Below are 24,612 nucleotides of genomic sequence, written 5' to 3'. Positions count from 1 at the left end.
TTTTTATTTGGTCGCAAAAATAGGGTGAAAAACCCATAAATGCCAAAAATTTCTTAAAATTTTATTTCTTTCGAAAGAAAATTCGAATCGGAACCCCTTTAAAATTAAAATATGCCCTTAATTGGTTCTCCAAATAGTTCTTATATGGCATTTTTATGTCATCTGGGAAATTGGTAAAAAAGGCAAATGAGGGAACAGGAGTAGGCAATTGTGTTACGAACTTTATCTTAATAGAGTGTCCCCTAACCACAGGAGCGTGGTAGTTTTCTACCGCTTTAAGCATCACTTCATTTAATTCTGAAGTAGTCACTTTTCTATTTCGGTTTTCGAAAACTTCAAGCCCCATTTCGATGGCTTTGAAAATTCTTGTTTTTTCTACCACCGAAATAAATAGAACCGGAACATCGGAGAAAGGAGCCATTTTCTGCTTCAGGACTTTTTCATAGTCACGGGCAGTATTGGTTTCTTTTTCAATCAGATCCCACTTATTTACCAAAACAACAATTCCTTTTCCTTTTCTGGCAGCTAAGCTGAAAATGGAAATATCCTGAGCAGTTATACCCTTATGGGCATCAATTACCAATAAGCATACATCAGCTTCATCCATAGCTTTAATGGCACGGATGATAGAATAGAATTCTAAGTCATCCTTTTCTTTGCTTTTCTTTCGAATACCAGCGGTATCAATCAGCATGAATTCTTTTTGAAAAAGCTTATAGTGCGTATGGATGGTGTCTCGTGTTGTCCCTGCTATATCACTCACAATGGTCCTCTCCTCTCCAATCAGTGCATTCAATAATGATGATTTACCAACATTGGGCTGACCAATAATGGCAAATTTGGGTAAAGCATTGTCAACTGCTTTTTCAATTCCTTCTTCGTCCGAAATATTGGCTGCCACTCCATCCAGTAAATCACCAGTTCCACTGCCAGAAATACTACTGATGAAAAAAGTATTTTCAAATCCTAAACTATAAAACTCAGTGGCTTCTAATTCACGGGTACCATTGTCTACTTTATTCACTACTACAAACACAGGCTTACTTGTTCTGCGCAGCAAATTAGCCATGGCTTCGTCTAGGTCGGTAATGCCAGTTGCCACATCTACCATAAAAATAATGGCATTGGCTTCTTCAATAGCTATTTTAACCTGCTTCCTAATTTCTACTTCAAATATGTCTTCACTCTGAGGAACAAAACCGCCTGTGTCAATCAGGTTAAACGTTTTTCCATTCCAGTCTGCAACGCCATACTGGCGGTCTCTGGTAACTCCACTTATATCATCTACAATGGCTTTACGCTGTTCTAACAAGCGATTGAAAAAAGTACTTTTTCCTACATTGGGTCTGCCTACAATAGCAACAGTGTAACTCATTTTAATTTAATTCTGGTTGAGGTAATCAGTTACCATTATTGGTAACCATATTCTTTTAACTGGAGGTCGTTATCCCGCCACTTAGGCCTTACTTTAACGAACAACTCCAAAAATATTTTTTTCTGCACAAATACTTCGATGTCTTTTCGCGCCTTAATTCCAATCTGTCTAATCATGATTCCTTTCTCTCCTAAAATAATTGCTTTCTGGGTCTCCCTGTGAACAATTATATCTGCCTGAATCTTGATGATATTTCCTTTGTCCTTGTATTCGTTCACCATTACTGCAGTGTGATAAGGAATTTCATCTGCAAACAACTCATAAATTTTTTCCCGGATCATCTCAGATACAAAGAAGCGTGTTGGCAAATCACTTAAGTCATCTTCATCATAAAACGGGAGGCCTTCTGGCAAGTTTTCTACAATTACATTCAATAGTTTATTTAAATGTAATTTTTGCAGCGCTCCTATTTTTATCAATTGTTTACAATAAGATTTATTTGCAAAAAATGCCTCGGCCTCTGCAATTTTTCCATTGCCGGCAATATCAATCTTATTCAATAAAACCAATGCTGGAACTTTCAGCTTCAATGCTGAAAATATGGCATCACAATCTTCAAAATTATCATTGGCATCTACCAGTAACAATGCCAGATCAGCATCTTCTAATGCTCCTTTTACCGAGTCCATCATTTTCTGATGAAGCTTGTACTTTGGATCAATAATACCTGGTGTATCCGAAAAAATGATTTGGTACTCACCCGGTTTATTCAAAAAAGCTTTGATTCGATGACGGGTTGTCTGAACCTTTGGAGAAACAATAGCCATTTTCTCCCCAATCAATGCATTGAGAAGCGTGCTTTTTCCTGCGTTCGGTTTTCCAAATATGTTTACAAATCCTGCTTTCACCTTTTGAATTTACTTATTATTCAGCCAAAATTTTGTCCGGCTTTGGGTACTTTAACGAAAAAAGGCCCCAAAAGGGCCTTTGAGCTGTTGCGAGAGAAGGGATCGAACCTCCGACCTTCGGGTTATGAGCCCGACGAGCTACCGCTGCTCTATCTCGCGATGTAATGGATTGCAAAATTACATTATTGCAAGTCTTTTTCCAAATAATATTTAAAAATTAGTCATTCTTTCTTTTAACGGAAGATGCGCCACTGCTGCTGAAATCTTTGATAATAGCTTCTCCTTTGTATTGAATACTGCTGGCCCCGCTGGCTTCCGCGCTTATTTCCTTTGCTACATGTATGCGGATGGAAGAAGCCCCACTAGCATCAATTTTACAATAATTACTTACTAAATCAAATGACTTAATAGAACTTGCTCCACTGGCAATCATCTGTGTCTTTTCAGCTTTCCCTTTCAGATTGGCCTGAGAAGCACCACTTAAATCAATTCTTAAATTTCCAAGATCTACTTCTCCTGTAAAATCAGATGCGCCAGACAACTGAATTTTCAGTTCATCCAATTTCACAGTACCTGCTGTCTTAATATTGCATGCGCCGGAAGCCTCCAAGCTGGATAAATCTTCAAAAGTAACATAGGCTTTAATTCCGGTGTTCCCCCACTTTTTCCAACTCATACCCTTGGTTTCCAGATATATATACAACACATTGTTTCTAACTTCTGTTTTTATCTTCTCCAGTAAATCTGCATCTCCGGCACTTACCGCCACAGCCGATTCCTTCCCTTGGGATAAATACAAACTGATTGCACCGGATATCTCAATTCCTGAGAATGCTCCCACAGACCTGGCTTGAGCATTTGCGTCGAATACCAGCTTTTTTTCTTCTTGTGAAAAAGCCATAAAAGCCCAGCAAAGTCCAATAAGGAATAATAAATGTTTTTTCATTACTGCCATTTTGAGTAAAACGATTCAACAAGTTAAAAGTTACATCCAATTTAAAAAAGATTGATTTACTTTTACGGCGTCCTCGGGGTGCTCAAGCATTTGCTTTGGCTGAGAAATACCCGTTGAACCTGAACAGGGTAATTCCTGCGAAGGGAAGGTGAAATTTACTGTACTACCTCTCCTATTGCATTTCCCTGTTCCCATTTTTTTACATTTAAATCATTCATGCAATGAAGAAAAAAATCATGGGAACAACCTTGCTTGTATTTATTAGCCTTTTGGCTATTGCACAGCAAAGTCCCAAAACCCAGAATCAAATGGGTAAAGTAGTTGAAAAAGGAAGTCTCCAACCCGTTACAGGAGCAATTATCAGTTGGGGGAACCAACAAATCATCGCCAATGAGCAAGGTCAATTCACCATCCCAACTAATGCAAAACAAGGGATTAACATCAGTAGTTTAGGCTATAACAACTTGCGAATCGGGGCAAATGCGTTAACACAAATGAGCGCGCAGAAAATCAACAAAAGCGAAATTATTTTTGAATTGACACCTATCCCTCTGTTTTTACAGCCATTGGAAGTAAAAGCCATTCGTGCAGCAGATAGGGCGCCTTTTACCAAAACCAATCTGAATAAAGCAGCTATTGAAAAAACAAACCTGGGAACAGATATACCCTTCCTACTAAATCAAACACCTTCAGTTGTAATAAATGCAGATGCAGGTAATGGTGTGGGATATACGGGTATCAGGATCAGAGGAACCGATGCCACCAGAATTAATGTTACATTAAATGGCATTCCTTATAATGATGCAGAAAGTATGGGAACATTTTTTGTAAATCTTCCCGATTTCGCCTCTTCAGTTAACAGTATTCAAATTCAAAGAGGGGCAGGTACATCTTCAAATGGTGCCAGTTCATTTGGGGCTACACTAAATATGTCTACCAATGAATTCAACAGTAATGCCTATACTGAAATCAACAATAGTGTTGGTTCTTTCAATACAATAAAAAATACACTTAAGTTTGGAACAGGTTTAATTGGCAATCATTTCACTTTTGATGCCAGACTTAGCAGAATTGCCAGTGACGGTTACATAGATCGCGCGAGTAGTAATCTCAGATCTTTTTATTTTAGTACTGCTTATTTAAATAAAAAATCTTCCCTCAGACTGAATGTATTTTCTGGTAAAGAAAAAACCTACCAGGCCTGGTACGGTGTAGCAGAAAGTTTACTAAAAACAGACAGAACAAATAATCCTGCCGGAACGGAGAAAGCTGGTACTCCCTATGAAAACCAGACTGACAATTACACCCAAACTCATTACCAATTATTTTACAATACGGTATTGAATAATAATTGGTCTTTTAATACCGCATTATTTTATACCAGAGGAAAGGGATATTACGAGGAATACAAGGCTGATCAGCGATTCTCCCGTTATGGATTAACCAATCCAGTAATAGGCGGCAATACATTGTCTAGAACAGACCTGGTAAGACAACGTTGGCTGGACAACCATTTCTACGGACAGATTTTTTCACTGCAGTATAAAAAAGAAAAGCAGGAATTTACGCTGGGTGGAGGATGGTCTACTTATGATGGAGTTCATTTTGGAACAATCCCATTCATAGCTATTGGTACCGTGCCTGCCAATTATCGTTATTATGATTTACCCGCACTTAAAAAAGATGCGAACATCTATGCCAAATGGCAATCCAATATTACCAGTCAACTTTCTGTTTTTACAGACCTGCAATACAGATGGGTAAAACACAGAATGAATGGATTCAGTGACAATCCAACATTAAGCGTTAACAGAAGTTTCGGCTTTTTTAATCCTAAAGCAGGAATTGTTTACAATGCCATGGGATGGCAATCCTATTTAAGTTATGCTGTTGCAAGAAAAGAGCCGAACAGGGACGATTTTCAGGCAGGAATTAACAGTCAGCCAACGTACGAGACTCTTCACGATTGGGAATTGGGAATTGAAAAAAAGACTACCAAATATTCGTTTGGCATTACAGCTTACTACATGAAATACAATAATCAATTGGCACTTACAGGTGAAATCAACGATGTAGGGGCTTATACCAGAACCAATATTCCTAATAGCTACAGAGCAGGTATTGAAATACAGACAGGTGCTAAAATTAATCAATGGCTAAATTTTTCTGGTAATACCAGCATCAGCAGGAACAAAATCAGAACATTTACAGAATTTATTGATGATTACGATAATGGCGGCCAATTGGCAATTGTTCACAACAATACAGATATATCATTCTCCCCTTCTATGGTATCAGCTCTAAGCATCAACATTAATCCTTTGAGTAACTGGGAAATCAGTTTGTTGAATAAATGGGTAAGTAAACAGTATTTAGACAATACCCAGAATGAAAACAGAAAACTGAATGGATTTTACACACAGGATTTCCGAACCATCTATACCATAAAGCACAAGTGGATTAAAGAAGCCCAGTTGATATTTCAACTAAACAATATTTTCGATAAAAAATATGAGCCCAATGGTTATACATTCAGTTATGTAGCCGGTGGTTCTGCAATTACAGAAAATTTCTATTACCCGATGGCTGGTAGAAATTTTATGATGGCACTAAATATTAAACTGTAATGTTGAAATGATTTACACAAATACTAAAAAGGGTAAGCACAGTGCTTACCCTTTTTTTATATAGATTCAAATGAATGTAAGTTTATTTTCCTGCCAGAAATACCGCATTAGCAATTAGCAAATAACCATTCTCCCAGAAGTTTCTGAACAATGGATCTTCAGCAATATACACTACCGTACCAGCACCCATATCCTGAACTCCGAAAAGCATTCCATCTTTAATTCCTGGCTTCAATTTAGCTCCGACAAAACCGGTAACATATGCGTCTTTTTTGATAGTGCCAACATTCCATCCATCCTTCATATATTCATATACATTGCCATCCTGCTTAAGTGTATAATAAAAATCAGGATACCCAAAACCCAAAGGATGCGTATTATCTAAATCAACTTTATAAATTGCTCCAGGAATAGAATTGGTTAAATAATCTTTTTCACGGTCTCCGTATTTTTTATTTGAGTCGGCAGATTCATCCGCTTTCCCTTCCTTTAATTTAATACCCCAATCTCCTCTGCTCATGCTTGCCATTGCATTCTCCATTGCTACAATCTTTCCACCACCTCGAACAAAATCCTTTAATTTATCGGATACAGATTTATCATTTAATACACGGTAATTGCCATCTGGGATAACCAGTACATCGTAATTTTTAAAATTATATCTGGCTACATCAACTGCATTAAGCAGGGTTACAGGATATTCCAGAATTTTATCAAAATAATGCCAAACTTCTCCTGCTGCCAGAGAGGAAGTTTGCTCTCCGGTCAACATGGCCACTTTAGGAGTGGCTGAAATATTTTTGATATCAGGAGAACCAAAGTCTGCACCCTTATCCATATACCCGGTTTCTACCCCATCAGCCTGAACATTAAATTGTTTACATGCAGTATTCAATACAGATTGCCATTCGGGTGGATTACTTGTTTTTAATACCAGCAGCGTGCCCCTATCGTAGCTCTTGCCTTTATAGGTGAATGGTTTTTCAACAAAGCGAACTTTCACGCCATGCTTTAGCAAATACGCCAAAACTTTAGCACTATTAAAAGAGGTATAAGGTACCAAGGCACCATAATTACTATTTATCGGGGAAATAGAAACAGCGGAACTGTTTTCTGGATTAACTACCAATCTTTCTTTTACTGCATACCCTTTAATTCCATAAGCATATGCAGCAGCCCATGCTGTAATATCATAGGTATTGGAATCAGTAACAATGGTTCTTGGCTCAAGTAATACCTTTGCCATTACTGCTCTTGGTTGATAAGAACTTACTGCAATATGGTTCCCCTCATCATTGAAGGCATCGTCTTTGCCAGTAAAATAATTGAACCCACGGAAATTCTTATTTGTTAAGACTCCATACTCAATACCATTCTGACTCAATAATTTTTTAAGGGCAGCTATTTTGTTTTCATCTTTTGCTGTGAAAACATATGTCTTATACTCACCAATCTTACCAGCCCTGCTATCATCAAAAAACTGTTTAAACTCAGTCAGTAATCTGCTTTTGTTTTTAGAGGCAATTTCAATTGTAGACAATCCGGTGGTAAAATGGTGTGCAGCTCTGTCTACTAAAGTGAGTGTATCATTGTCTTCATTTAATATTCCTAATCCGGCCCGTATACCCCCTTGCTCATACGTCATACCAATAGCGCCATTGTAAACCGGATAGGTATCGCCATAACTTGGATATAGTAAATCAAATCTTTCTTTAGTAAAAAACAACCAATTATTCTGGTCAAAATATTTTGCATGATTTCTGCCAATCATAACTTGAAAATCACGCTGCCATGGAGTAATGACTTCATGCAATGGTTCTGCTGCTGGCGCAAAGTAATAGGGTTCATTAAAGCCTTGTTCGTGGTAATCTACATGCACCTGTGGCATCCATTCATGATACTTTTTTATTCTTTGCTGGGTTTCTACCTGTGTTTGCCAGGCCCAGTCTCTGTTCAAATCAAAATTATAATGATTACTTCTTCCTCCTGGCCAGGGTTCAGCATGCTCTCTGGATGAAGGGTCTGCATTGTAGTGCTTCCCAACAACAGAATTGTACCAATTAATATAACGGTCTCTTCCATCCGGATTGATGCAGGGATCCATTACAACTATGGTATTTTTTAACCATTCTTTGGTCGCTTTATTATTGGGATCCGTTAATGCATGAATAGTTAAGAGAAAAGCTTCTGAAGAAGAAGCTTCATTACCATGTACATTATAACTTAACCATACAATAGCAGGTGCATTTTCCACTGCAGGTGCAGCTTTATCCTTAGCCAGGCCAGCCATTCTTAAATTATTGATGCGGATTTGTTCCAGTTGCTGAATGTTTTCCTGAGTGCTTACAAACGCCAGCATTAATTCTCGCCCTTCATTGGTTTCACCATACTTTTCCAATTTAACCATATCGGGCCTTGCAGCTGCAACAGACTTAACATATTCAACAATACGGTGGTGTCGGGTAAAACGGGTCCCCACTTTGTAACCCAAAAATTGTTCAGGGCTGAGAACAGACTGCGCTTCCGATAGTAGAGAAAAACTCAAACAAACTAGTCCAAATAATAATTTCTTCATAAGTTTAAAAATGAAGCATGAAAGTAGGAATAATGGGAAATAAAACCCCATAAAATTGTAAATTGTACTATGAGAAAGTATTTATCCGTATTTATTCTTCTGGGATCATTTGTGATAGCCAACGCACAACAGATACCTTCGATTGTTGGCCCCAACAAAGAAGTAGACCCTTTTAACTATACAGTAGTAAAAAGGGGCAATTTTAAACAAGCTGCTGTTAGTAGTGCACATCCATTGGCAAGCATGGTTGGCGCAGCCATTATGAAAAAAGGAGGCAATGCTTTTGATGCAGCCATTGCAACTCAACTTGTATTGGCTGTAGTTTTTCCCAACGCAGGCAACCTCGGAGGCGGAGGGTTTTTACTAGCACGTAAAACCAACGGAGAACTTATTGGCATTGACTACAGAGAATCTGCACCTGAAAAAGCATCCAGAGATATGTATTTGGATAAAAATGGAAATGCCCAGTTAAACTTATCTCAGAATGGGCATCTGGCATCAGGTATTCCAGGTACAGTTGCAGGATTATTTGCTACACATTCCTATGCAAAATTACCTTTTGCAGAATTAATTCAACCAGCCATTGACATTGCGGCCAAGGGATTTGTGCTAACAGAAAAAGAAGCAGCAAGCATCAGCAGTGTTAAAGATGCCATTGCCCGTTTTAGTACACAACCAACCGCTTTTTATAAACCAACCCGATGGAAAGTAGGTGACACACTTATCCAAAAAGATCTTGCCCATACTTTGGAAAGAATTCAGAAAGAAGGTGCCATGGGATTTTACGGTGGCAAAACAGCAGATTTGATTACTGCCGAAATGGAAAGAGGCAGAGGCATTATCACTCACGCTGATTTAAAAAATTATACTGCGAAACTTAGAGAGCCGATTGTTTTTAATTACAGAGGAAACGAAATTGTCAGTTTTGCTCCCCCCAGCAGTGGAGGAATCTTATTGGCGCAGATGATGAAGATGGTAGAAAAATATCCCATGAGTAAAATGGGATTTCAAACCCCAGAGTCCGTTCAATTAATGATAGAAGCTGAAAGAAGAGCTTTTGCTGATCGTGCTGAACATATGGGTGATCCTGATTTCTGGAAAGTACCGGTCAAGACTTTAATAAGTGAACAGTATTTACAGCAGCGTATGAGTGATTATGCAGCAGACAAAGCAGGCAGCAGCAAGGAAGTAAATGCTGGTGTTATTCATGAAAGTGAGGAAACCACTCATTTAAGCGTAGTTGATGCCGCTGGAAATATGGTAGCTGTTACTACAACTTTAAACGGGAGTTATGGATCAAAAGTTGTCGTTGGGGGTGCCGGATTTCTTTTGAATAATGAAATGGATGATTTCAGTGTAAAACCCGGCGTACCCAATATGTTTGGAGCTGTGGGTGGAGAAGCAAACGCTATTGTGCCTGGCAAAAGAATGCTTAGTTCAATGACCCCTACCATGGTATTAAAAAACAAAAAACCATATATCGTCATAGGAACTCCCGGAGGTACAACCATTCCAACTTCTGTTTATCAGGCATTAATCAATGTAATAGATTTTAATAAAACCCTGGGCGACGCTATTGACGCACCTAAATTTCATCACCAATGGTTGCCTGATGAAGTAATGATTGAAACCGGATTCAATAGTAAAACCAAAGATGCATTGCAGAAAATGGGGTACCTGCTTAAAGACCGGTCAAGCATTGGAAGAACAGATGGGATTCGAATATTACCCAATAAAATTAGGGAAACTGCAGCAGATAAGCGTGGGGATGATTCTGTGGCAGGATATTAAAGATTAGGAAGAGTTAACAACTACCAGTTATATAATTATCTCTTAGGTTTCAGTAACGCATAATATTTTTACAGAGTATTATGCATTACCTGATAAAACAATTTGTTCCACCAATTTTCAAGACCCTTTATTGGTATAGCTTTAAATATGGCTGGAAAGGAGATTATGCAAGTTTTGAAGCTGCCAATAAAATTGCCAGTGGATATAATGAGCAAAACATTCTTGAAAAAATAAAGGAAACAACTCGCAAAGTAGTTAGTGGAGAAGTTGTCTACGAGCGGGATGGCATAGTATACGATAAACCTAAAATGAATTTCAGCATGTTAGCTACGCTGCTAACTGTTGCTGCTGAAAACAGTTGCAACCTGACTGTCCTGGATTTTGGCGGTTCGTTGGGCACAACTTACAACCATAAGAGACACCATTTACAATCTGTTCATAATTTACATTGGTGTATTGTAGAACAACCCAATTATGTTGAAGCTGGAAGAAAAGAATTTGAACATGAGCGCCTTCATTTTTATTATTCTTTGGAAGAATGTCTGCAACATCACAAACCAGACATTGTTATTTTTTCAGGAGTAATACAGTATATCGAAAAAACCTACGAACTCCTTGATCAGATTGCTCTAAGCGGCGTAAAGTATTTATATATTGACTATATAGCTTTTAACGATGAAGAAAGGGATAGAATTGCCATTCAGCATGTTCCCCCAATTTATTACGGAACCCCTGCTTCATATACTTGCTGGTTTTACAATAAAAAGAAATTTTATACATTCATGGAGGAGCGCTATGATTTAGTTTATGACTTTATTGTAGACCACGACAAATACTATATCCAGTTCAAGCCCTTTCTGTATGAAGGTCAGCTTTGGAAATTAAAATCATCAACTGTACACCCATCCTAAAGATTGCAGAATGTTACAATTCTCCCTCTTTACACTTTGCTGCAGCGAAATGGGCTGCTCTAGCTGTGAGTGCCATATACGTTAAAGAAGGATTTTGATTACCTGTAGAAGTCATGCAGGCACCATCGGTAACGAAAACATTCTTACAGTGATGCAATTGATTGTATTCATTCAAAAGTGAAGTTTGTTCGTCACGTCCCATTCTGACCCCACCCATTTCATGGATATCTAAACCGGGTGGCTGTTTACTATCCCATGTATTTATCTGAGTACAGCCTGCTTTTTCAAGCATCTTCTTCCCTTCATTAAAAAAGTCCTGCAAAAGCTTTTCATCATTCTCGTCATAATCAACATTCACCACGAGCTGTGGTATTCCCCAATCGTCTCTTTCATATTCACTTAAGTAAACCCGATTGCTTTCTTTGGGAATGGTTTCGCCCTGCATCATCATATATACATGCCAAGTTCCTGGCTCAGTAATTGCATTTTTATAACCTGCACCTACACCATCCACCTTTGGCAAACCCCTTGCCGCACTAAAATGCACCATATACCCTCTTAAAAAATCTGCCTCTTGTTTATAGACATTTTTAAAACTGGGCATCATCAGCTGCGTTGGTCTTCTTCCATAATAATACTGATCCATCGGACCATCAAACTGAGCTGTGATATTGCCCCTATAATTATGGAAAGCAATATACTTTCCCAAAAGACCATTTTTATTTCCCAATCCTTCGGGGAAATAATTGCTTCGGGAATTAAGCAAAATTAAATTGGTATTTAAACAGGAGGCATTTACAAAAATGATTCTTGCCGTATAAATTTTCACTTCATGTGTTAGTGCATCAACAACTTTTACTCCAGTTGCTTTACCCATTTTCTCATCATAGATGATAGAATCAACCACTGAATGAGTTTTTATATGCAGATTACCTGTTTTTTCTGCAGCGGGTAATGTAGCACTATTCGTACTAAAATAAGCCCCAAAAGGACAACCCCTGGCACATAAGTTTCTTGCCATACACTGTCCCCTTCCCTGTGCTACATGTTCAGCGGTGGGTTGTGTTAGATGGGCACATCTTCCTTGTACTACATGTCTGTCAGGAAATGCTTCCATGATTTTTTGCTGAATGATTTTTTCAGCGCAATTCATTTCCCAGGCGGGCAGAAATTCTCCGTCCGGTAAAATATCCAATCCATCTTTATTCCCACTGATTCCAACAAATTTCTCAACATAACTATACCAATCAGACAAATCATTATATCGAATTGGCCAGTCAACTGCAAAACCATCTCGCTTTGGAGCTTCAAAATCATACGGACTCCATCGCTGGGTTTGCCTTGCCCACAATAATGATTTTCCTCCAACCTGATAGCCCCTTATCCAACTGAATGGTTTCTCCTGAACATATGGATGCTCATTGTCCTTTACAAAGAAATGCTTTGTATCTTCCTTATACGCATAACAATTACTAACGATTGGATCCATATCCATTTCAGGGGGCGGAATTTTACCACGGTGAGGCATATCCCATGGGTTGTAATTGGCTGTTGGATAATCCTTTTTATGCACTACCATCTTACCTCTTTCCAACACAAGTGTTTTCAATCCTTTTTCACAAAGTTCTTTGGCAGCCCATCCTCCGCTGATTCCTGAGCCAATTACTATTGCATCAAAATCATTATACTGTTCAGGCATAATTGCTAATCTTTAAACCATTCACCAAATTTTTTCAAATCCACATTTCCCCCAGTTAGAATAATTCCGATTTTTTGGCCCTGAAACTGATTTTTATTTTTAAGAATAGCTGCCAAAGGAACCACACAACTGGGTTCTACAATAATTTTCATACGTTCATATACCAACCTTAGTGCCGCTTTAATTTCTTCTTCAGACACCAGAAAAATATCTTCAACATGTTTACGAATAATAGACAGGGTTCTTTCACTCAGTGTAGTTAATAATCCATCAGCAATGGTATTTACATATGGTGCTTTTTCTACTTTGCCAGATTGAAAGCTTAGAATAGCATCTGCTGCCCCTTCAGGTTCTCCTGCGTATACTTTTGCCGATGGATGAAAATAATGGGTTCCCAGCGCAGTTCCTGATAATAAACCACCTCCTCCAACAGGAGTAAAGATTGCATCCAAGTCAGGTACAGAAGATATTAGCTCCTTCACACAGGTTGCCTGACCTGTAATTACTCTGTCATCATCGTAGGGATGAATAAATTCGGCACCGGTTTCTTCCACTACTTTTTGTAAAGCAGTTTCTCTGGCCAGCTGATTGGGTTCGCAAAAAATTACTTCGGCACCATACCCTTTAACTGCATTCACTTTTACTGAAGGAGAATTACTGGGCATAACAATATATGCTTTTGTGCCCAATGTCTTTGCAGCAAACGCAATAGCCTGCGCATGATTTCCCGAAGAGTGGGTTGCCAAACCTCTAGAAAGTTGTTCAGCTGTTAAACTCAGGGAAGCATTCATTCCACCCCTGATTTTGAAAGCGCCAATTTTTTGAAAGTTTTCGCATTTAAAATACAAATCAGCTCCTGCCATTTCATTGATACTGCTGTTTGTTAAAACAGGAGTCTGATGTATAAAAGATTTAATTTTCCCATGCGTTTGCTCAATGTCCAATTTCGTAATCATGGTTTTTTCTTTTCTCTGATTAATTTAAATTCAGACCCATCTTTCCATTTAGGAAAACTAGTTTCAAATGCCATTCTTCTGCCAATGATAAATAAAGATTGCAAATCATTTATTGCGCCATCACCTGTCCAGGTAGAAGCGTCAAAATGATCAGAAGGCTGATGATAGTGATTGTCATTGTATTCTTGTTCCAATGCTTTTCCATATGCAGTGTCCTTTCCAATATAATCTTTACCGCTATTGGCAAACAAAGCTGGAATTCCTTTTTTAGCAAAATTAAAATGGTCAGAACGGTAGTAATAACCTGCCTCAGTATGCTGATCAAAAGAAAGATAACCACCCTTCTTTTTAATAGCTTCTTCTAAATAGTCTTCCAGTTCAGACTGTCCTTGTCCTACTACAACCATGTCTTTTGTTTTTCCAAATCGATTGAGTCCATCCATATTGATATTCGCTACCGTATTCTCGATAGGGAATATTGGATTCTCGGCATAGTAGGCAGACCCTAAAAGTCCTTGTTCTTCGGCAGTCACAGCTAAAAAAACAATAGTTCTTTCCGGTCTGGTTTTCATGTTTTTAAAAGCCCGTGCCATTTCAAGAAGTCCGGCAGTACCGGAAGCATTGTCCAATGCCCCGTTGTATATTGAGTCTCCATCTTTATTTGGCCTGCCAATACCAAGATGATCCCAGTGTGCAGTATAAATAATGACTTCATCTGGTCTTTTGCTTCCAGTAATCTTTGCAACAACATTACTGGATTGATTGAAGTTGGATTTTACTTGCATTGAAGTACTCAATTGTAAGTTTAGCTGAACAGCTTTAAATGCTGGCTGATTGGCTTTTACCAATAGCGTTGAATCAAATCCGGCAGCAAGAAATAAAAGGTTTGCCACATTTTCAGGCACCCATCCAATGATATCGCAATTAGGTATATCTTTTCCTCTGTTGTCTAATTTTAACCGGGTTGTATTAAAACTATTTTGCTGAACACTAAAAGGATAGCTGGCAGCGGCAGTGTTGTGAATAATCAAACAAGCTTTAGCACCTTGTCTGGCGGCTTCTTCAAACTTATAGGTCCACCTTCCGTAATACGTCATTGCCTTTCCCTTGAACAAACTGGTATCGCCTATCCAAAATCCTGGATCATTCACCATAACCATAACCACTTTTCCTTTCACATCCAAGCCTGCATAATCATTCCAGTTATATTCAGGAGCAACTACGCCATAACCAGCAAAAACCAAATCTGCATTATCCAGCGTAAAACTGGAATCGGTTTTGTCTGTCCAAATGATATAATCTTTAAATGCTTGTAAAGAGAAACTGCCTTTACTTGATTTTACCTGCATAGAAGGTGCAGCTATAGCCAGTATATTGGCCATTGGTACAGATTGAATATAACTGTCCCCATTCCCAGGCTCAAGCCCTAATAACTTGAATTGTTCAACTAAATAATTAACTGTTTTGGTCTCTCCTTCAGTGAAAGGTTTGCGGCCCATGAATGCATCTGAAGCCAGCACTGAAATATGCTTTTTTAGCATATCTGCACTGAAAACCTCAAGTCCGTCTCCTTCATCAATGCGACTTACCGATGTAGAGCAAGCTATAAATAAAGATATAGCCAATATTGTTTTGAGTATTTTGTACATGTAGCAGATTTAGTTTTAATGAAAACTAAATATAAGAAATACACATACATTACTTAACAATAATTAAGATTACCTAGGCGGAATAGTAATGGTTTTTCTGGCGGTATCTGTGCAACCATTTCCGGTAACTATTAATTGAACAGTATAAGTTTTACTGGTAGCTTCTTTGTTATAAACGGTTTCTATGAAACTGTAAAACTCATTGTTGGTATTTCCGTTACCAAAACTCCATTGATAAGAATCAATAGTACTGGTAGGTATAGTAGACCTACTGTTAAAGGACCATCGCTGCGTAGTAGGATAATCCCATACAAGGGTTTCCTCAAACTTGGCTGTCGGTTTTGGATTCTCTCCTTTGGCATTCACGAGCTTATTAGTTCTGTATATTTCCCTGCCATTGAGCTTAACACTCATTATAACATCGTAATCATTCGGGAACTTATACTTATACATGATTGGGTTTCCAGTTCTAACCCCTGTACCATCGGAAAAATCCCATTCATATACTGCACCAGAAGGTACATTTTCTGCTTCTGCAGTAAATAGGATTCGCTCATTGGTGCAGGCATCAAATGATTCAGTCTTAAATTTGCCTTTGATATTGTATCTGCCAGGAATAGTCAATCGAATAGTAGTGTCATCAGAACATCCACTGTTTGAAAGTATGGTTAGTTTTACCGAATAGGTAGAATCATTGATAGCTTTTGGAAATTCATGTCTTACCAATCCAACAGAACTTATATGCTCTGTTCCGTCGCCCCAGTTGTATTTAAATTGAACAATATCTCCCTGATTAATAGAAGAAGTACTGTTGAAAGTAACATAATTAAGATTTTGAGGGAAATCAAATTTGGTGGTGAAACTAGCTTCAGGCTTGGTTTGCTGCCCCAATGCCTTAACTCCAAAACTAACTTTGGCAAGCATATTATTAGCATTGGCCATTACCATCAAAGTCACTACAAAAGATCCTGCTGCCTGGTAAGAGTGCGTAGTTGTGGCACCTGTGGCAATGTTGCCATCCCCAAATTGCCAGCTATAATAACCACCAGCCGGTAAAGCAACACCGGAAGCAGAAAATGCAAATACCTCTGAAGAAGGGAAACAAGTTGATGTTTGGCTAAACTTGGCTTCAACATTACCATAGGTTACGGTTGTAGTATCTCTTGAAACAGTAACAATTGCCCCTTTGGTCATTTGTGCTGAGTCTACCTGCACCAATTTATCCAAATCTATAGCTGCATCTTTTTTACAAGCAAAAAGACCCAGAACAGCCAAGAAAATGAATAAATGGGTACGTATCAGTTTCATAGGGCTTATTTTGCCGGTATGGTTATATTGGCAACGGTGGTATCCTTACAGCCAGTATTGCCTGTAACAATTAATCGCACAGAATAATTGGTAGGCGTTGCGGCTTTAGTAAATTCCTGTTCTACAATCGTATTAAAGTTATCGTCTACTCGGTTAAATGGCATTTCCCATCTGTATCCGGTTAAATATCCATGCGGAATATTGGATTGACTATAAAAAGCCCAGACTTCCTTAGTTGAAGTAGAACTTACCACATTCTTTAACATCAAAGCCTTAGGTTTAATATTCTGACCAAAAGCTCTTACCGGTCTGTGTGTTTGATAAATTATTTTACCTTTTAAGGTTATGGTCATTTTTACATCATAATCATTCTGATATGTAAACTGTTTCTTTACAGGGCTACCTGTAACAGTTCCAGTAGCATCAGCAAAATCCCAGGTATATTCTGCACCAGCCGGAACCCCTGTAGCAGTTGGAGTGAAAATAAAATACTCGTTAGTACAAGCATCAAATTGCTCTGCAGAAAAATTACCGCTGATTGTATAGGATGCAGGAACAAAAACATTTAGCGCTGCTGTATCCCGGCATCCGGAGTTAGCAGTAACAATCATCTTTACATTGTAAGTTTTATCTTCTGGAACTTTCGGAAAATTCTTAGGCATAAATGAGTTGGAACTATTACTGGTGGTGCCATCTGCCCAATCCCAGAAATGATCTACAATTGTTCCGGTTGGCACAGTAGACCTACTCGTAAATGTCATATTATTCAGGTAATTAATATCGGGCAAAGCGCTCGAGAATATAGCAGTGGGTGTTACTTGCTGACCCAAAGCTTTTACCGAAATGGATGCTTTATGAAGTAATACATCTGCCGAGTTCTTAATTTGAAGGATAATGGTATAAGTAGCAGGGTTTCTGTACATATTTCTAACCGTTGTCCCCGTTAAAGATTTACCGTCCCCGAATTCCCAAATATATTTTGCCCCTGTAGGTATACCGGCAGCGGAAGCTGTGAATGAAAAAATCTCGTTGCTGGGAAAACAAGCATCTGACTTTGCATAGGTAATGGTTACTTCCCCATCCTTAACAGATACCGTATCTCTGAATACCGCTGTTGCACCTCCAATTGGCGGATTATTGTCTTCGGTTGTTTCCTGAACATCAGCTGGCTTGTCTACATCTTTTTTACAAGCAGAAAGCAAGATTGCAGATGTAAATCCGATTGCGATAAACAGTTGACTGTATTTCATAGTAATAGCTTAAGCTTAACTACCAAGTACAACGAAAAACCAGGCATTTTATTGTAAAAATCAAGCATAAGAGCCCCTTACTGGCTCGTAAAACAATTTTTTGACATTCAATACACGCAACTTACATTTGCAATCCCCGGGGGGTTAGCTCAGTTGGCTAGAGCGCTTGCATGGCATGCAAGAGGTCGTCGGTTCGACCCCGATACTCTCCACTCTAAAGCCCCTTTTTGGGGCTTTTTTAATGAACAATTACCATGTCAAACATCCAACAAGCATACAATAGCTGGTCAGAGCAATACGACACCAACGAAAACAAAACCAGAGATCTAGAAGCCATTGCAATAAGAAATGCATTAGAAGGAAAGTCATTTAAAAACTGTTTGGAAATTGGCTGTGGCACGGGAAAAAACACGCTATGGCTCAAATCAATTGCAAAGCAAGTGCTAGCGATAGATCTCTCTGAAAAAATGCTAAACAAAGCCAAAGAAAAAATCACAGATAACCAGGTAAAGTTTATCCAGGCAGATATAACCCATAACTGGTACTTTGCAGCAACAGAAAAATTTGACTTAGCTACATTTAGCTTAATGCTAGAACATATTGAAAATCTGGAACCTATTTTCCAACAACTGAGCTTGGTAATGGAATCCGGAGCAACAGTTTACATAGGTGAATTACACCCCTTTAAACAATACAATGGTTCTAAAGCTAGATTTGATACAGAGGAGGGAACACAAGTTGTTACTTGTTTCAATCATCATATTTCTGATTTTGTAACCGCGGCAAAAAAGTATCATTTTCAATTAACAGACATAAATGAATATTTTGATGAGGACGACTCCTCTTCCATGCCCAGAATTTTGCAGCTACTGTTCTGCTACAATCCATAAAAAAGCCCGACTAATTAGTCGGGCTTCAAAATATTAGTAAGGCTGCTTAAGCCAAATAATCATTACTCCCAGATTTGATCTTTGCCTTCCAGCCACAATTTCACAGATTCAGTTGTTACAGATTTTGGTCTTTCCAATGGGAAGCCCAATGCTCTGTCCCAGCATAAGCTAGCCATCACACCTAATGCACGGCTTACGGCAAACAATACAGTATAGAATTCATACTCTACAAATCCGTAATGAACGAGTAATGCACCACTATGTGCATCAACGTTAGGCCATGGGTTCTTAATTTTTCCTAAGGACTGCAAAATTGGCGGAACCGTTTCGTAAATATTCCACACGGTATTCACCAACTTGTCGTCCGGCATATGTTTCTTACCAAATTCCATTTGAGCAGAGAAGCGCGGATCGGTCTTGCGCAATACTGCGTGACCATACCCAGGAACAACTTTACCAGAAGACAAAGTATCCTGCACGTACTGTGCAATCTGTTCTTTGCTTGGACTGTCTGTTCCTAATTTTTCCTGCATTTCAAAAATCCACTTAATCACTTCCTGATTTGCCAGACCATGTAAAGGACCAGCTAAACCATTCATACCTGCAGCGTAGCTAAGAAAGGGATCACTTAAAGCAGAACCCACCAGGTGTGTGGTATGTGCAGATACGTTACCACCTTCATGGTCAGCATGAATAGTCATGTATAAACGCATCAATTCTTTGAAACTCTCATCTTCATATCCCATCATATGGGCAAAGTTGCCTGCCCAGTCCAACAATCCATTAGGCTGAATATGCTCGTTATTCTTATACTTTCTTCTGTAGATATAAGCAGCAATTCTGGGAAGACGAGCAATCAAATCCATGGCATCATCGTAAGTAGCATCCCAGTAATCTTTCTTGTTCATTCCCTTTGCATATTCCTTGGCAAAATTGCTTTCAGTCTGCAAAGCCATCACACCAACCACAAACATGGTCATTGGGTGTGTGTTCAATGGCAATGAATCGATGGTTGCAAAAACGTGATTAGGAACATGACTTCTTCTTTGCCATACACTGGTGATATGATTCACTTGTTCTTCAGTTGGCAATTCGCCCATCAACATCAGGTAAAATAGCCCTTCAGGTAAAGGTTCTCCGCCGTTAGGCGCTTTAGGCAGCTTATCTTGTAGCTCAGGAATTGAGTAACCCCTAAATCGGATACCTTCCTGTGCATCAAGTAAACTGGTTTCAGTTACTAAACCGGTAATGCCCCTCATACCCTGATAAATCTGGGCCAAAGTAACTTCACCAATTTTTTTATTTCCGTGATCTTTTAAAATGGATTTGATTTCCGCAGAAGCTGTATCAGCTGTTGCTTTAAACCTGTCTTTAATAATTCCCATGGCAATCTTTTGTTAGATGATCTGTGCTTCAAAGGTAATTGAAGTTCTATCTGTAACAAAATCAATGCCAGTCTGGTTCTAAATTTTCACAAATAATTATTTTGGCGCAGTACGATACAAATACAATACAACCATTAGGAATATCATATTGGGAATCCAAGCTGCCAAAAGAGGGGGCAAATCGCCCTTGGTAGAAAAAATAGTGGAAAATCGATCGGTCACAATAAATAGAGCAGCGGTTACAAATCCCACCGCCAGGTGTACGCCACTTCCCCCTCTTACTTTTCTACCGGCAACAATGGCTCCGATTAGGGTCAGCAAAATAACGGTTACACAAGTGGCATCCCTACGATACCTTTCCACTTTTAAACTATTCAGCCCTTCCGAGCCCCGCAATTCTTCCAGTGCTATAAAACGGGTTAATTCCGGCGTAGTCAATTTGTCTTTTGTGTATTTATCCCGCGTTAGGTCGGAAGGTTTAAAATTAAAATTCATCAGGCGGGTAGCTTCCTGTACCACTTTCTCCTGCATGGGCTGAAGTTTTCGGTCAAAAACAACATCCATTTTCCATTTGCGTGATGCGGTATCCCAGATAATGGATTCTGCTCTGAGATTCTCTACCACTTCATTCCCTTTTAATGTATACAAAAAAACGGGACCTCCCCTTTTTACAGTGGTATCATAATAATGAATACCTGCATAAGTAAAAGAATCTATGCGTAAATAAATATGATTCGACTGACCTAACAATGCATTGTAACTTGAATTGGCATCAATATATTTTGCCTCAAAATTTCCTCTTAATACATTGGCTTTGGGCACCACATACTGGTTAGCAAACCAGAGAATTGTTGCCATAATAATACCCCCAACCCAATAAGGTCTCAACCACCGGGAATAACCGGTACCACTGGCTAGAATGGCAATGATTTCACTGTTACCAGCCATTTTGGATGTAAAAAAAATAACCGCAATAAATACAAAAAGCGGGAAAAGCAATGCAATGATATGAGGAATAAATCCCGCATAATAATCAGTAACTATGCGCCTGAATCCTAATTGTGAACGAACAAAATCATCCGTTTTTTCGCTAACATCCACCACCACGGCTATAACCGCAAATAAAAAAATAGCAAAGAAGAAGGTAGTGAGAAATTTTCTGAGTATGTACCAATCAAGCTTCTTCATTCATTCAAAGATAAAAAAATACATCCATTAAAATGGATGTATCAATTTCTGGGCTTCAGTAGGTAACGGATTAGTAAGCATTACTAAAGTAATCACTGTATCCCACTAAGCATGGCATATTGCATAATAGTGAATAAATAAAATTATAGACTGGGCTTATCCACAAAGTTTTTCGAGGGGATTATAAACGCTGTATTACAATCGTCGCTTTACAATTTCCAACATCTCTTTTTTCCAGCTTGCAAAGCTATTGTCCAGAATATGTTTTCGTGCTTCTCCTACCAGCCACAAATAAAAGCTGAGGTTATGAATACTAGCCAGCTGCAATCCCAAAATTTCTTCTGCCACAAACAAATGGCGCAAATAGGCTTTGGAATAATACTGACTAGGCTCTGATGGTAACCCTGGATCAATTGGACTTAAATCTTTTGCCCACTTTTTATTTCTGATATTAATCACTCCCTGTGTAGTAAACAACATTCCATTTCTTCCGTTACGGGTAGGCATTACACAGTCAAACATATCAATACCCTGATCGATGCATTCCAGCAAATTCCAGGGTGTTCCCACTCCCATTAAATACCGAGGTTTATTGAGTGGAAGATTTTCTGTACACAGTGCTGTAAATTCATACATCATGTCTTCGGGCTCACCAACACTTAATCCACCAATGGCATTCCCAACAGCGTTGCGTGAAGCAATGAATTCACAGGAAGCTTTTCGCAAATCCTTATAAGTACTTCCCTGTACAATAGGGAACAAGTTCTGTGTATACCCATATTTATCAGGCGTTTCAGCCAACCGGGCAATACATCGGTCTAACCAGCGATGAGTCAACTCCATACTTTTCTTTGCATAATCAAAGGTGCTTGGATAGGGAGGACATTCATCAAAAGCCATGATAATATCTGCCCCGATATTTCTTTGAATATCCATTACAGATTCCGGTGAAAACAAATGCCTGCTCCCGTCAATATGCGATTGAAAAACAACCCCTTCTTCTTTAATTTTTCGATTGGCTGCAAGCGAAAAAACCTGATATCCGCCACTATCAGTTAATATAGGACGGTCCCATCCATTAAACCGGTGTAATCCTCCGGCAGCTTCCAGCACTTCAGTACCGGGCCTCAAATACAAATGGTAGGTATTACCCAATATAATCTGAGCCTGAATATCTAGCTTCAGCTGTTGCTGCGTAACCGCCTTTACAGAGCCTACCGTACCAACGGGCATGAATATCGGGGTCTGTATCTGACCGTGATCTGTTTCAATAATTCCTGCCCTTGCAGCGGATCCATTTGCCGTATGTTCAAGTGTATAACTTAGTGCAGCCATCCTGCAAAAGTACTGGTCTTTGCCCTATTTTTGCGGCATGATCATACCCGATATTGTCTGGACGATTTGTTTCGGACTTTTTTGTACAGTTATCGCCATTCAGGCATTTTATTATGTATACTTCTTTAGAAGAATGGCTTATTACCGTAATAAGGAAAAAGAAGTATCCGTTGAACATCCTGTATCTGTAATTATTTGCGCAAGGGATGAAGCCCACAATCTTGTCAAAAACCTGCCTGGAGTGCTGGTGCAGGATTATCCTACAACACATGAAGTGGTTTTAGTAAATGACAACTCAACTGACGAGAGCAAATACGTTATTGATGAATTCAAGCGATCTTTCAAAAATCTGAACATGATTGAGCTTATACAGGAAGCCAAAATGATCAGCGGGAAAAAATTCCCATTGTCGATGGGGATTAAAAGCGCCAAGTATGAAATAGTTCTATTAACAGATGCAGATTGCGTTCCCGCTTCAGAAAACTGGATCAGAAAAATGCAAGATACCTATGATGAGGAAACAGAAATTGTTTTGGGGTATGGTGCCTATCACAAAAAACCGGGCTTACTCAATAAACTAATCCGCTTTGAAACCTTTCATACTGCCATGCAATATTTTTCCTATGCACTAGCAGGTAAACCCTATATGGGAGTTGGTAGAAACTTAAGTTATAAGAAAGAACTTTTTTTTAAAAACAAAGGGTTCTCCTCTATCAACCAAATACCTAGCGGAGACGATGACCTATTCATTAACCAGGTAGCAAACGCTAACAATACAGCCATTTTAATGGATCATGATGCGCATACATTGAGTGACCCAAAAACTACCTGGGGAGAATGGATGACTCAAAAATACAGGCATTATACAACAGGCAAATATTATAAACCCATTCACCAATTTTTGCTGGGATTGTATTCCTTTTCTCTATTTTTTGTGTACCCACTGCTGGCGGTGTCTATCATCTTCTATAACTGGCAATTGGCGTTGGGTGTTTATGCTGTTCGTTTTTTATTACAGGCTTTTATTTTATATAAAGGAATGGCTAAACTCAATGAGAAAGACCTATACCCATGGTTCCTGTTTTTTGATATCTGGATGTTTTTTTATTACCTATTTACTGTACCTGCTATATGGAAAGCGCCGCGCAAAAACTGGGATTAATTACCAAGTACTTTGATGATTTTACTCCAAAGCAAATCCAACAACTGGGTATGCTGGAAGAATTGTATAAAGAGTGGAATGCAAAGATCAACGTGATTTCTAGAAAAGACATCGACAGTATTTATTTACACCATGTACTCCACTCGTTAAGCATTGCTGCCATTGCAGATTTTAAGAAAGGGCATCAAATTATAGACATTGGTTGCGGAGGAGGTTTCCCTGGTGTTCCCCTTGCCATTTTTTTCCCGGAAGTAGAGTTTTACCTGGTAGACAGTATTGCCAAAAAATTAAAAGTAGTAGATGCTGTCTGCGAAGCAGCTGGTATAAAAAACATTACTACCAAACATTCAAGAGCAGAAGAAATTACCAATAGAAAATTTGATTTTGCAGTTTCCAGGGCAGTTGCCCCCTTGAAAGAGTTATTAAAATGGAGCATGCCTTTAATTAAAAAACCAACCGGTTCTGTAGAAGAGGGCAGTATCAGAAATGGACTTATTTGTTTAAAAGGAGGAGACCTGAACCAGGAGATTTTTGAAAGCGGAGCCAGACCAAAAATGATGCCGATTGTGAAAATTTTTCCAGAGGAATACTTCGAGGAAAAGTATATTATACACGTTGCCAAATAAAGGATAACAGAAAATAAAAAAG

The 24,612-nt window shown here is 38.8% G+C and carries 18 protein-coding genes, 2 tRNA genes and 1 riboswitch; of the genes, 7 read left to right on the top strand and 13 right to left on the bottom strand.

Annotated elements, in window-relative coordinates; translation table 11 throughout:
• Positions 1–61: 61 nt before the first annotated feature.
• The 4 genes from der to TEGAF0_RS00820 form a co-directional block, all read right to left on the bottom strand.
• Entirely contained in the window at positions 62–1,375 is a 1,314-nt protein-coding gene (gene der / locus TEGAF0_RS00835) for a ribosome biogenesis GTPase Der (RefSeq protein ID WP_264899273.1), read from the bottom strand.
• A gap of 35 nt (positions 1,376–1,410) precedes the next feature.
• Positions 1,411–2,283 carry a GTPase Era gene (era, locus tag TEGAF0_RS00830; protein WP_264899272.1) on the bottom strand — a complete coding sequence of 291 codons (873 nt, stop codon included), beginning with the start codon at positions 2,281–2,283 and terminating at the stop codon, positions 1,411–1,413.
• 87 nt (positions 2,284–2,370) lie between these two features.
• A tRNA-Met gene (locus TEGAF0_RS00825) sits at positions 2,371–2,442 on the bottom strand.
• Positions 2,443–2,500: 58 nt separating this feature from the next.
• A complete protein-coding gene (locus TEGAF0_RS00820; protein WP_264899271.1) occupies positions 2,501–3,229 on the bottom strand; it encodes a head GIN domain-containing protein in 729 nt (242 codons plus the stop codon).
• A gap of 73 nt (positions 3,230–3,302) precedes the next feature.
• A riboswitch (TPP riboswitch) is annotated at positions 3,303–3,401 on the top strand.
• 58 nt (positions 3,402–3,459) lie between these two features.
• Here TEGAF0_RS00820 and TEGAF0_RS00815 point away from each other — a divergent pair.
• Positions 3,460–5,865, top strand: coding sequence for a TonB-dependent receptor (locus TEGAF0_RS00815; RefSeq protein WP_264899270.1), 2,406 nt, complete (start codon positions 3,460–3,462; stop codon positions 5,863–5,865).
• Positions 5,866–5,947: 82 nt separating this feature from the next.
• On the opposite strand, the gene TEGAF0_RS00810 is transcribed toward TEGAF0_RS00815, so the two are convergent.
• Complete coding sequence (locus tag TEGAF0_RS00810) at positions 5,948–8,440, bottom strand: M14 family metallopeptidase (protein WP_264899269.1); 2,493 nt, start codon at positions 8,438–8,440, stop codon at positions 5,948–5,950.
• A gap of 69 nt (positions 8,441–8,509) precedes the next feature.
• Between TEGAF0_RS00810 and ggt the strand changes: the two genes are divergently transcribed.
• Both ggt and TEGAF0_RS00800 read left to right on the top strand, forming a co-directional pair.
• A complete protein-coding gene (gene ggt / locus TEGAF0_RS00805) occupies positions 8,510–10,231 on the top strand; it encodes a gamma-glutamyltransferase (RefSeq protein ID WP_264899268.1) in 1,722 nt (573 codons plus the stop codon).
• A gap of 80 nt (positions 10,232–10,311) precedes the next feature.
• On the top strand, positions 10,312–11,142 hold the full coding sequence (locus tag TEGAF0_RS00800) for a methyltransferase, TIGR04325 family (RefSeq protein WP_264899266.1): 831 nt from the start codon (positions 10,312–10,314) through the stop codon (positions 11,140–11,142).
• 13 nt (positions 11,143–11,155) lie between these two features.
• Here the strand turns inward: TEGAF0_RS00800 and TEGAF0_RS00795 are convergent, their stop codons facing one another.
• From TEGAF0_RS00795 to TEGAF0_RS00775, 5 genes are all read right to left on the bottom strand, one after another.
• Positions 11,156–12,841: a GMC oxidoreductase gene (locus TEGAF0_RS00795; protein ID WP_264899264.1), complete on the bottom strand. Its 1,686-nt coding sequence runs from the start codon at positions 12,839–12,841 to the stop codon at positions 11,156–11,158.
• 5 nt (positions 12,842–12,846) lie between these two features.
• Positions 12,847–13,797 carry a threonine ammonia-lyase gene (locus tag TEGAF0_RS00790; RefSeq protein ID WP_264899263.1) on the bottom strand — a complete coding sequence of 317 codons (951 nt, stop codon included), beginning with the start codon at positions 13,795–13,797 and terminating at the stop codon, positions 12,847–12,849.
• Entirely contained in the window at positions 13,794–15,446 is a 1,653-nt protein-coding gene (locus tag TEGAF0_RS00785; RefSeq protein WP_264899262.1) for a M28 family metallopeptidase, read from the bottom strand. The genes TEGAF0_RS00790 and TEGAF0_RS00785 overlap by 4 nt, the downstream gene beginning before the upstream one ends.
• Positions 15,447–15,515: 69 nt before the next feature.
• Positions 15,516–16,754 carry a PKD domain-containing protein gene (locus TEGAF0_RS00780; RefSeq protein WP_264899261.1) on the bottom strand — a complete coding sequence of 413 codons (1,239 nt, stop codon included), beginning with the start codon at positions 16,752–16,754 and terminating at the stop codon, positions 15,516–15,518.
• Between the two features lie 5 nt (positions 16,755–16,759).
• Positions 16,760–18,004 (bottom strand): PKD domain-containing protein, encoded by a 1,245-nt coding sequence (locus TEGAF0_RS00775; protein ID WP_264899259.1) that lies wholly within the window; start codon positions 18,002–18,004, stop codon positions 16,760–16,762.
• 138 nt (positions 18,005–18,142) lie between these two features.
• Here TEGAF0_RS00775 and TEGAF0_RS00770 point away from each other — a divergent pair.
• A tRNA-Ala gene (locus TEGAF0_RS00770) sits at positions 18,143–18,216 on the top strand.
• Positions 18,217–18,258: 42 nt separating this feature from the next.
• Entirely contained in the window at positions 18,259–18,894 is a 636-nt protein-coding gene (locus TEGAF0_RS00765) for a class I SAM-dependent DNA methyltransferase (RefSeq protein ID WP_264899257.1), read from the top strand.
• Positions 18,895–18,956: 62 nt separating this feature from the next.
• Here the strand turns inward: TEGAF0_RS00765 and TEGAF0_RS00760 are convergent, their stop codons facing one another.
• The 3 genes from TEGAF0_RS00760 to tgt all read right to left on the bottom strand — a co-directional run bounded on the left by TEGAF0_RS00760 (position 18,957) and on the right by tgt (position 22,802).
• Entirely contained in the window at positions 18,957–20,279 is a 1,323-nt protein-coding gene (locus TEGAF0_RS00760; protein WP_264899256.1) for a citrate (Si)-synthase, eukaryotic, read from the bottom strand.
• A 96-nt stretch (positions 20,280–20,375) separates the two neighbouring features.
• Positions 20,376–21,467 carry an LptF/LptG family permease gene (locus TEGAF0_RS00755; protein WP_264899255.1) on the bottom strand — a complete coding sequence of 364 codons (1,092 nt, stop codon included), beginning with the start codon at positions 21,465–21,467 and terminating at the stop codon, positions 20,376–20,378.
• Positions 21,468–21,662: 195 nt separating this feature from the next.
• On the bottom strand, positions 21,663–22,802 hold the full coding sequence (gene tgt / locus TEGAF0_RS00750; protein WP_264899254.1) for a tRNA guanosine(34) transglycosylase Tgt: 1,140 nt from the start codon (positions 22,800–22,802) through the stop codon (positions 21,663–21,665).
• Between the two features lie 37 nt (positions 22,803–22,839).
• On the opposite strand from tgt, the gene TEGAF0_RS00745 reads away from it, so the two are divergent.
• Together TEGAF0_RS00745 and rsmG are read left to right on the top strand one after the other, a co-directional pair.
• Complete coding sequence (locus TEGAF0_RS00745; RefSeq protein WP_264899252.1) at positions 22,840–23,964, top strand: glycosyltransferase; 1,125 nt, start codon at positions 22,840–22,842, stop codon at positions 23,962–23,964.
• Positions 23,934–24,590, top strand: coding sequence for a 16S rRNA (guanine(527)-N(7))-methyltransferase RsmG (gene rsmG / locus TEGAF0_RS00740; protein WP_264899250.1), 657 nt, complete (start codon positions 23,934–23,936; stop codon positions 24,588–24,590). Before TEGAF0_RS00745 ends, rsmG begins: the two co-directional genes overlap by 31 nt.
• Positions 24,591–24,612: the final 22 nt, after the last annotated feature.

This window comes from Sediminibacterium sp. TEGAF015 (assembly GCF_025997995.1).
Taxonomy (GTDB): domain Bacteria; phylum Bacteroidota; class Bacteroidia; order Chitinophagales; family Chitinophagaceae; genus Sediminibacterium.
The sequence above is the reverse complement of the archived record's forward strand: the minus strand, read 5'-3'. Positions and strand labels throughout refer to the sequence as shown.

Excerpts from the sequence above, each read along its gene's own strand:
- der (WP_264899273.1), bottom strand. The coding sequence starts at position 1,375 with ATGAGTTACACTGTTGCTATTGTAGGCAGACCCAATGTAGGAAAAAGT.
- TEGAF0_RS00820 (WP_264899271.1), bottom strand. The coding sequence starts at position 3,229 with ATGAAAAAACATTTATTATTCCTTATTGGACTTTGCTGGGCTTTTATG.
- TEGAF0_RS00815 (WP_264899270.1), top strand. The coding sequence starts at position 3,460 with ATGAAGAAAAAAATCATGGGAACAACCTTGCTTGTATTTATTAGCCTT.
- TEGAF0_RS00810 (WP_264899269.1), bottom strand. The coding sequence starts at position 8,440 with ATGAAGAAATTATTATTTGGACTAGTTTGTTTGAGTTTTTCTCTACTA.
- ggt (WP_264899268.1), top strand. The coding sequence starts at position 8,510 with ATGAGAAAGTATTTATCCGTATTTATTCTTCTGGGATCATTTGTGATA.
- TEGAF0_RS00800 (WP_264899266.1), top strand. The coding sequence starts at position 10,312 with ATGCATTACCTGATAAAACAATTTGTTCCACCAATTTTCAAGACCCTT.
- TEGAF0_RS00795 (WP_264899264.1), bottom strand. The coding sequence starts at position 12,841 with ATGCCTGAACAGTATAATGATTTTGATGCAATAGTAATTGGCTCAGGA.
- TEGAF0_RS00790 (WP_264899263.1), bottom strand. The coding sequence starts at position 13,797 with ATGATTACGAAATTGGACATTGAGCAAACGCATGGGAAAATTAAATCT.
- TEGAF0_RS00785 (WP_264899262.1), bottom strand. The coding sequence starts at position 15,446 with ATGTACAAAATACTCAAAACAATATTGGCTATATCTTTATTTATAGCT.
- TEGAF0_RS00780 (WP_264899261.1), bottom strand. The coding sequence starts at position 16,754 with ATGAAACTGATACGTACCCATTTATTCATTTTCTTGGCTGTTCTGGGT.
- TEGAF0_RS00775 (WP_264899259.1), bottom strand. The coding sequence starts at position 18,004 with ATGAAATACAGTCAACTGTTTATCGCAATCGGATTTACATCTGCAATC.
- TEGAF0_RS00765 (WP_264899257.1), top strand. The coding sequence starts at position 18,259 with ATGTCAAACATCCAACAAGCATACAATAGCTGGTCAGAGCAATACGAC.
- TEGAF0_RS00760 (WP_264899256.1), bottom strand. The coding sequence starts at position 20,279 with ATGGGAATTATTAAAGACAGGTTTAAAGCAACAGCTGATACAGCTTCT.
- TEGAF0_RS00755 (WP_264899255.1), bottom strand. The coding sequence starts at position 21,467 with ATGAAGAAGCTTGATTGGTACATACTCAGAAAATTTCTCACTACCTTC.
- tgt (WP_264899254.1), bottom strand. The coding sequence starts at position 22,802 with ATGGCTGCACTAAGTTATACACTTGAACATACGGCAAATGGATCCGCT.
- TEGAF0_RS00745 (WP_264899252.1), top strand. The coding sequence starts at position 22,840 with ATGATCATACCCGATATTGTCTGGACGATTTGTTTCGGACTTTTTTGT.
- rsmG (WP_264899250.1), top strand. The coding sequence starts at position 23,934 with ATGGAAAGCGCCGCGCAAAAACTGGGATTAATTACCAAGTACTTTGAT.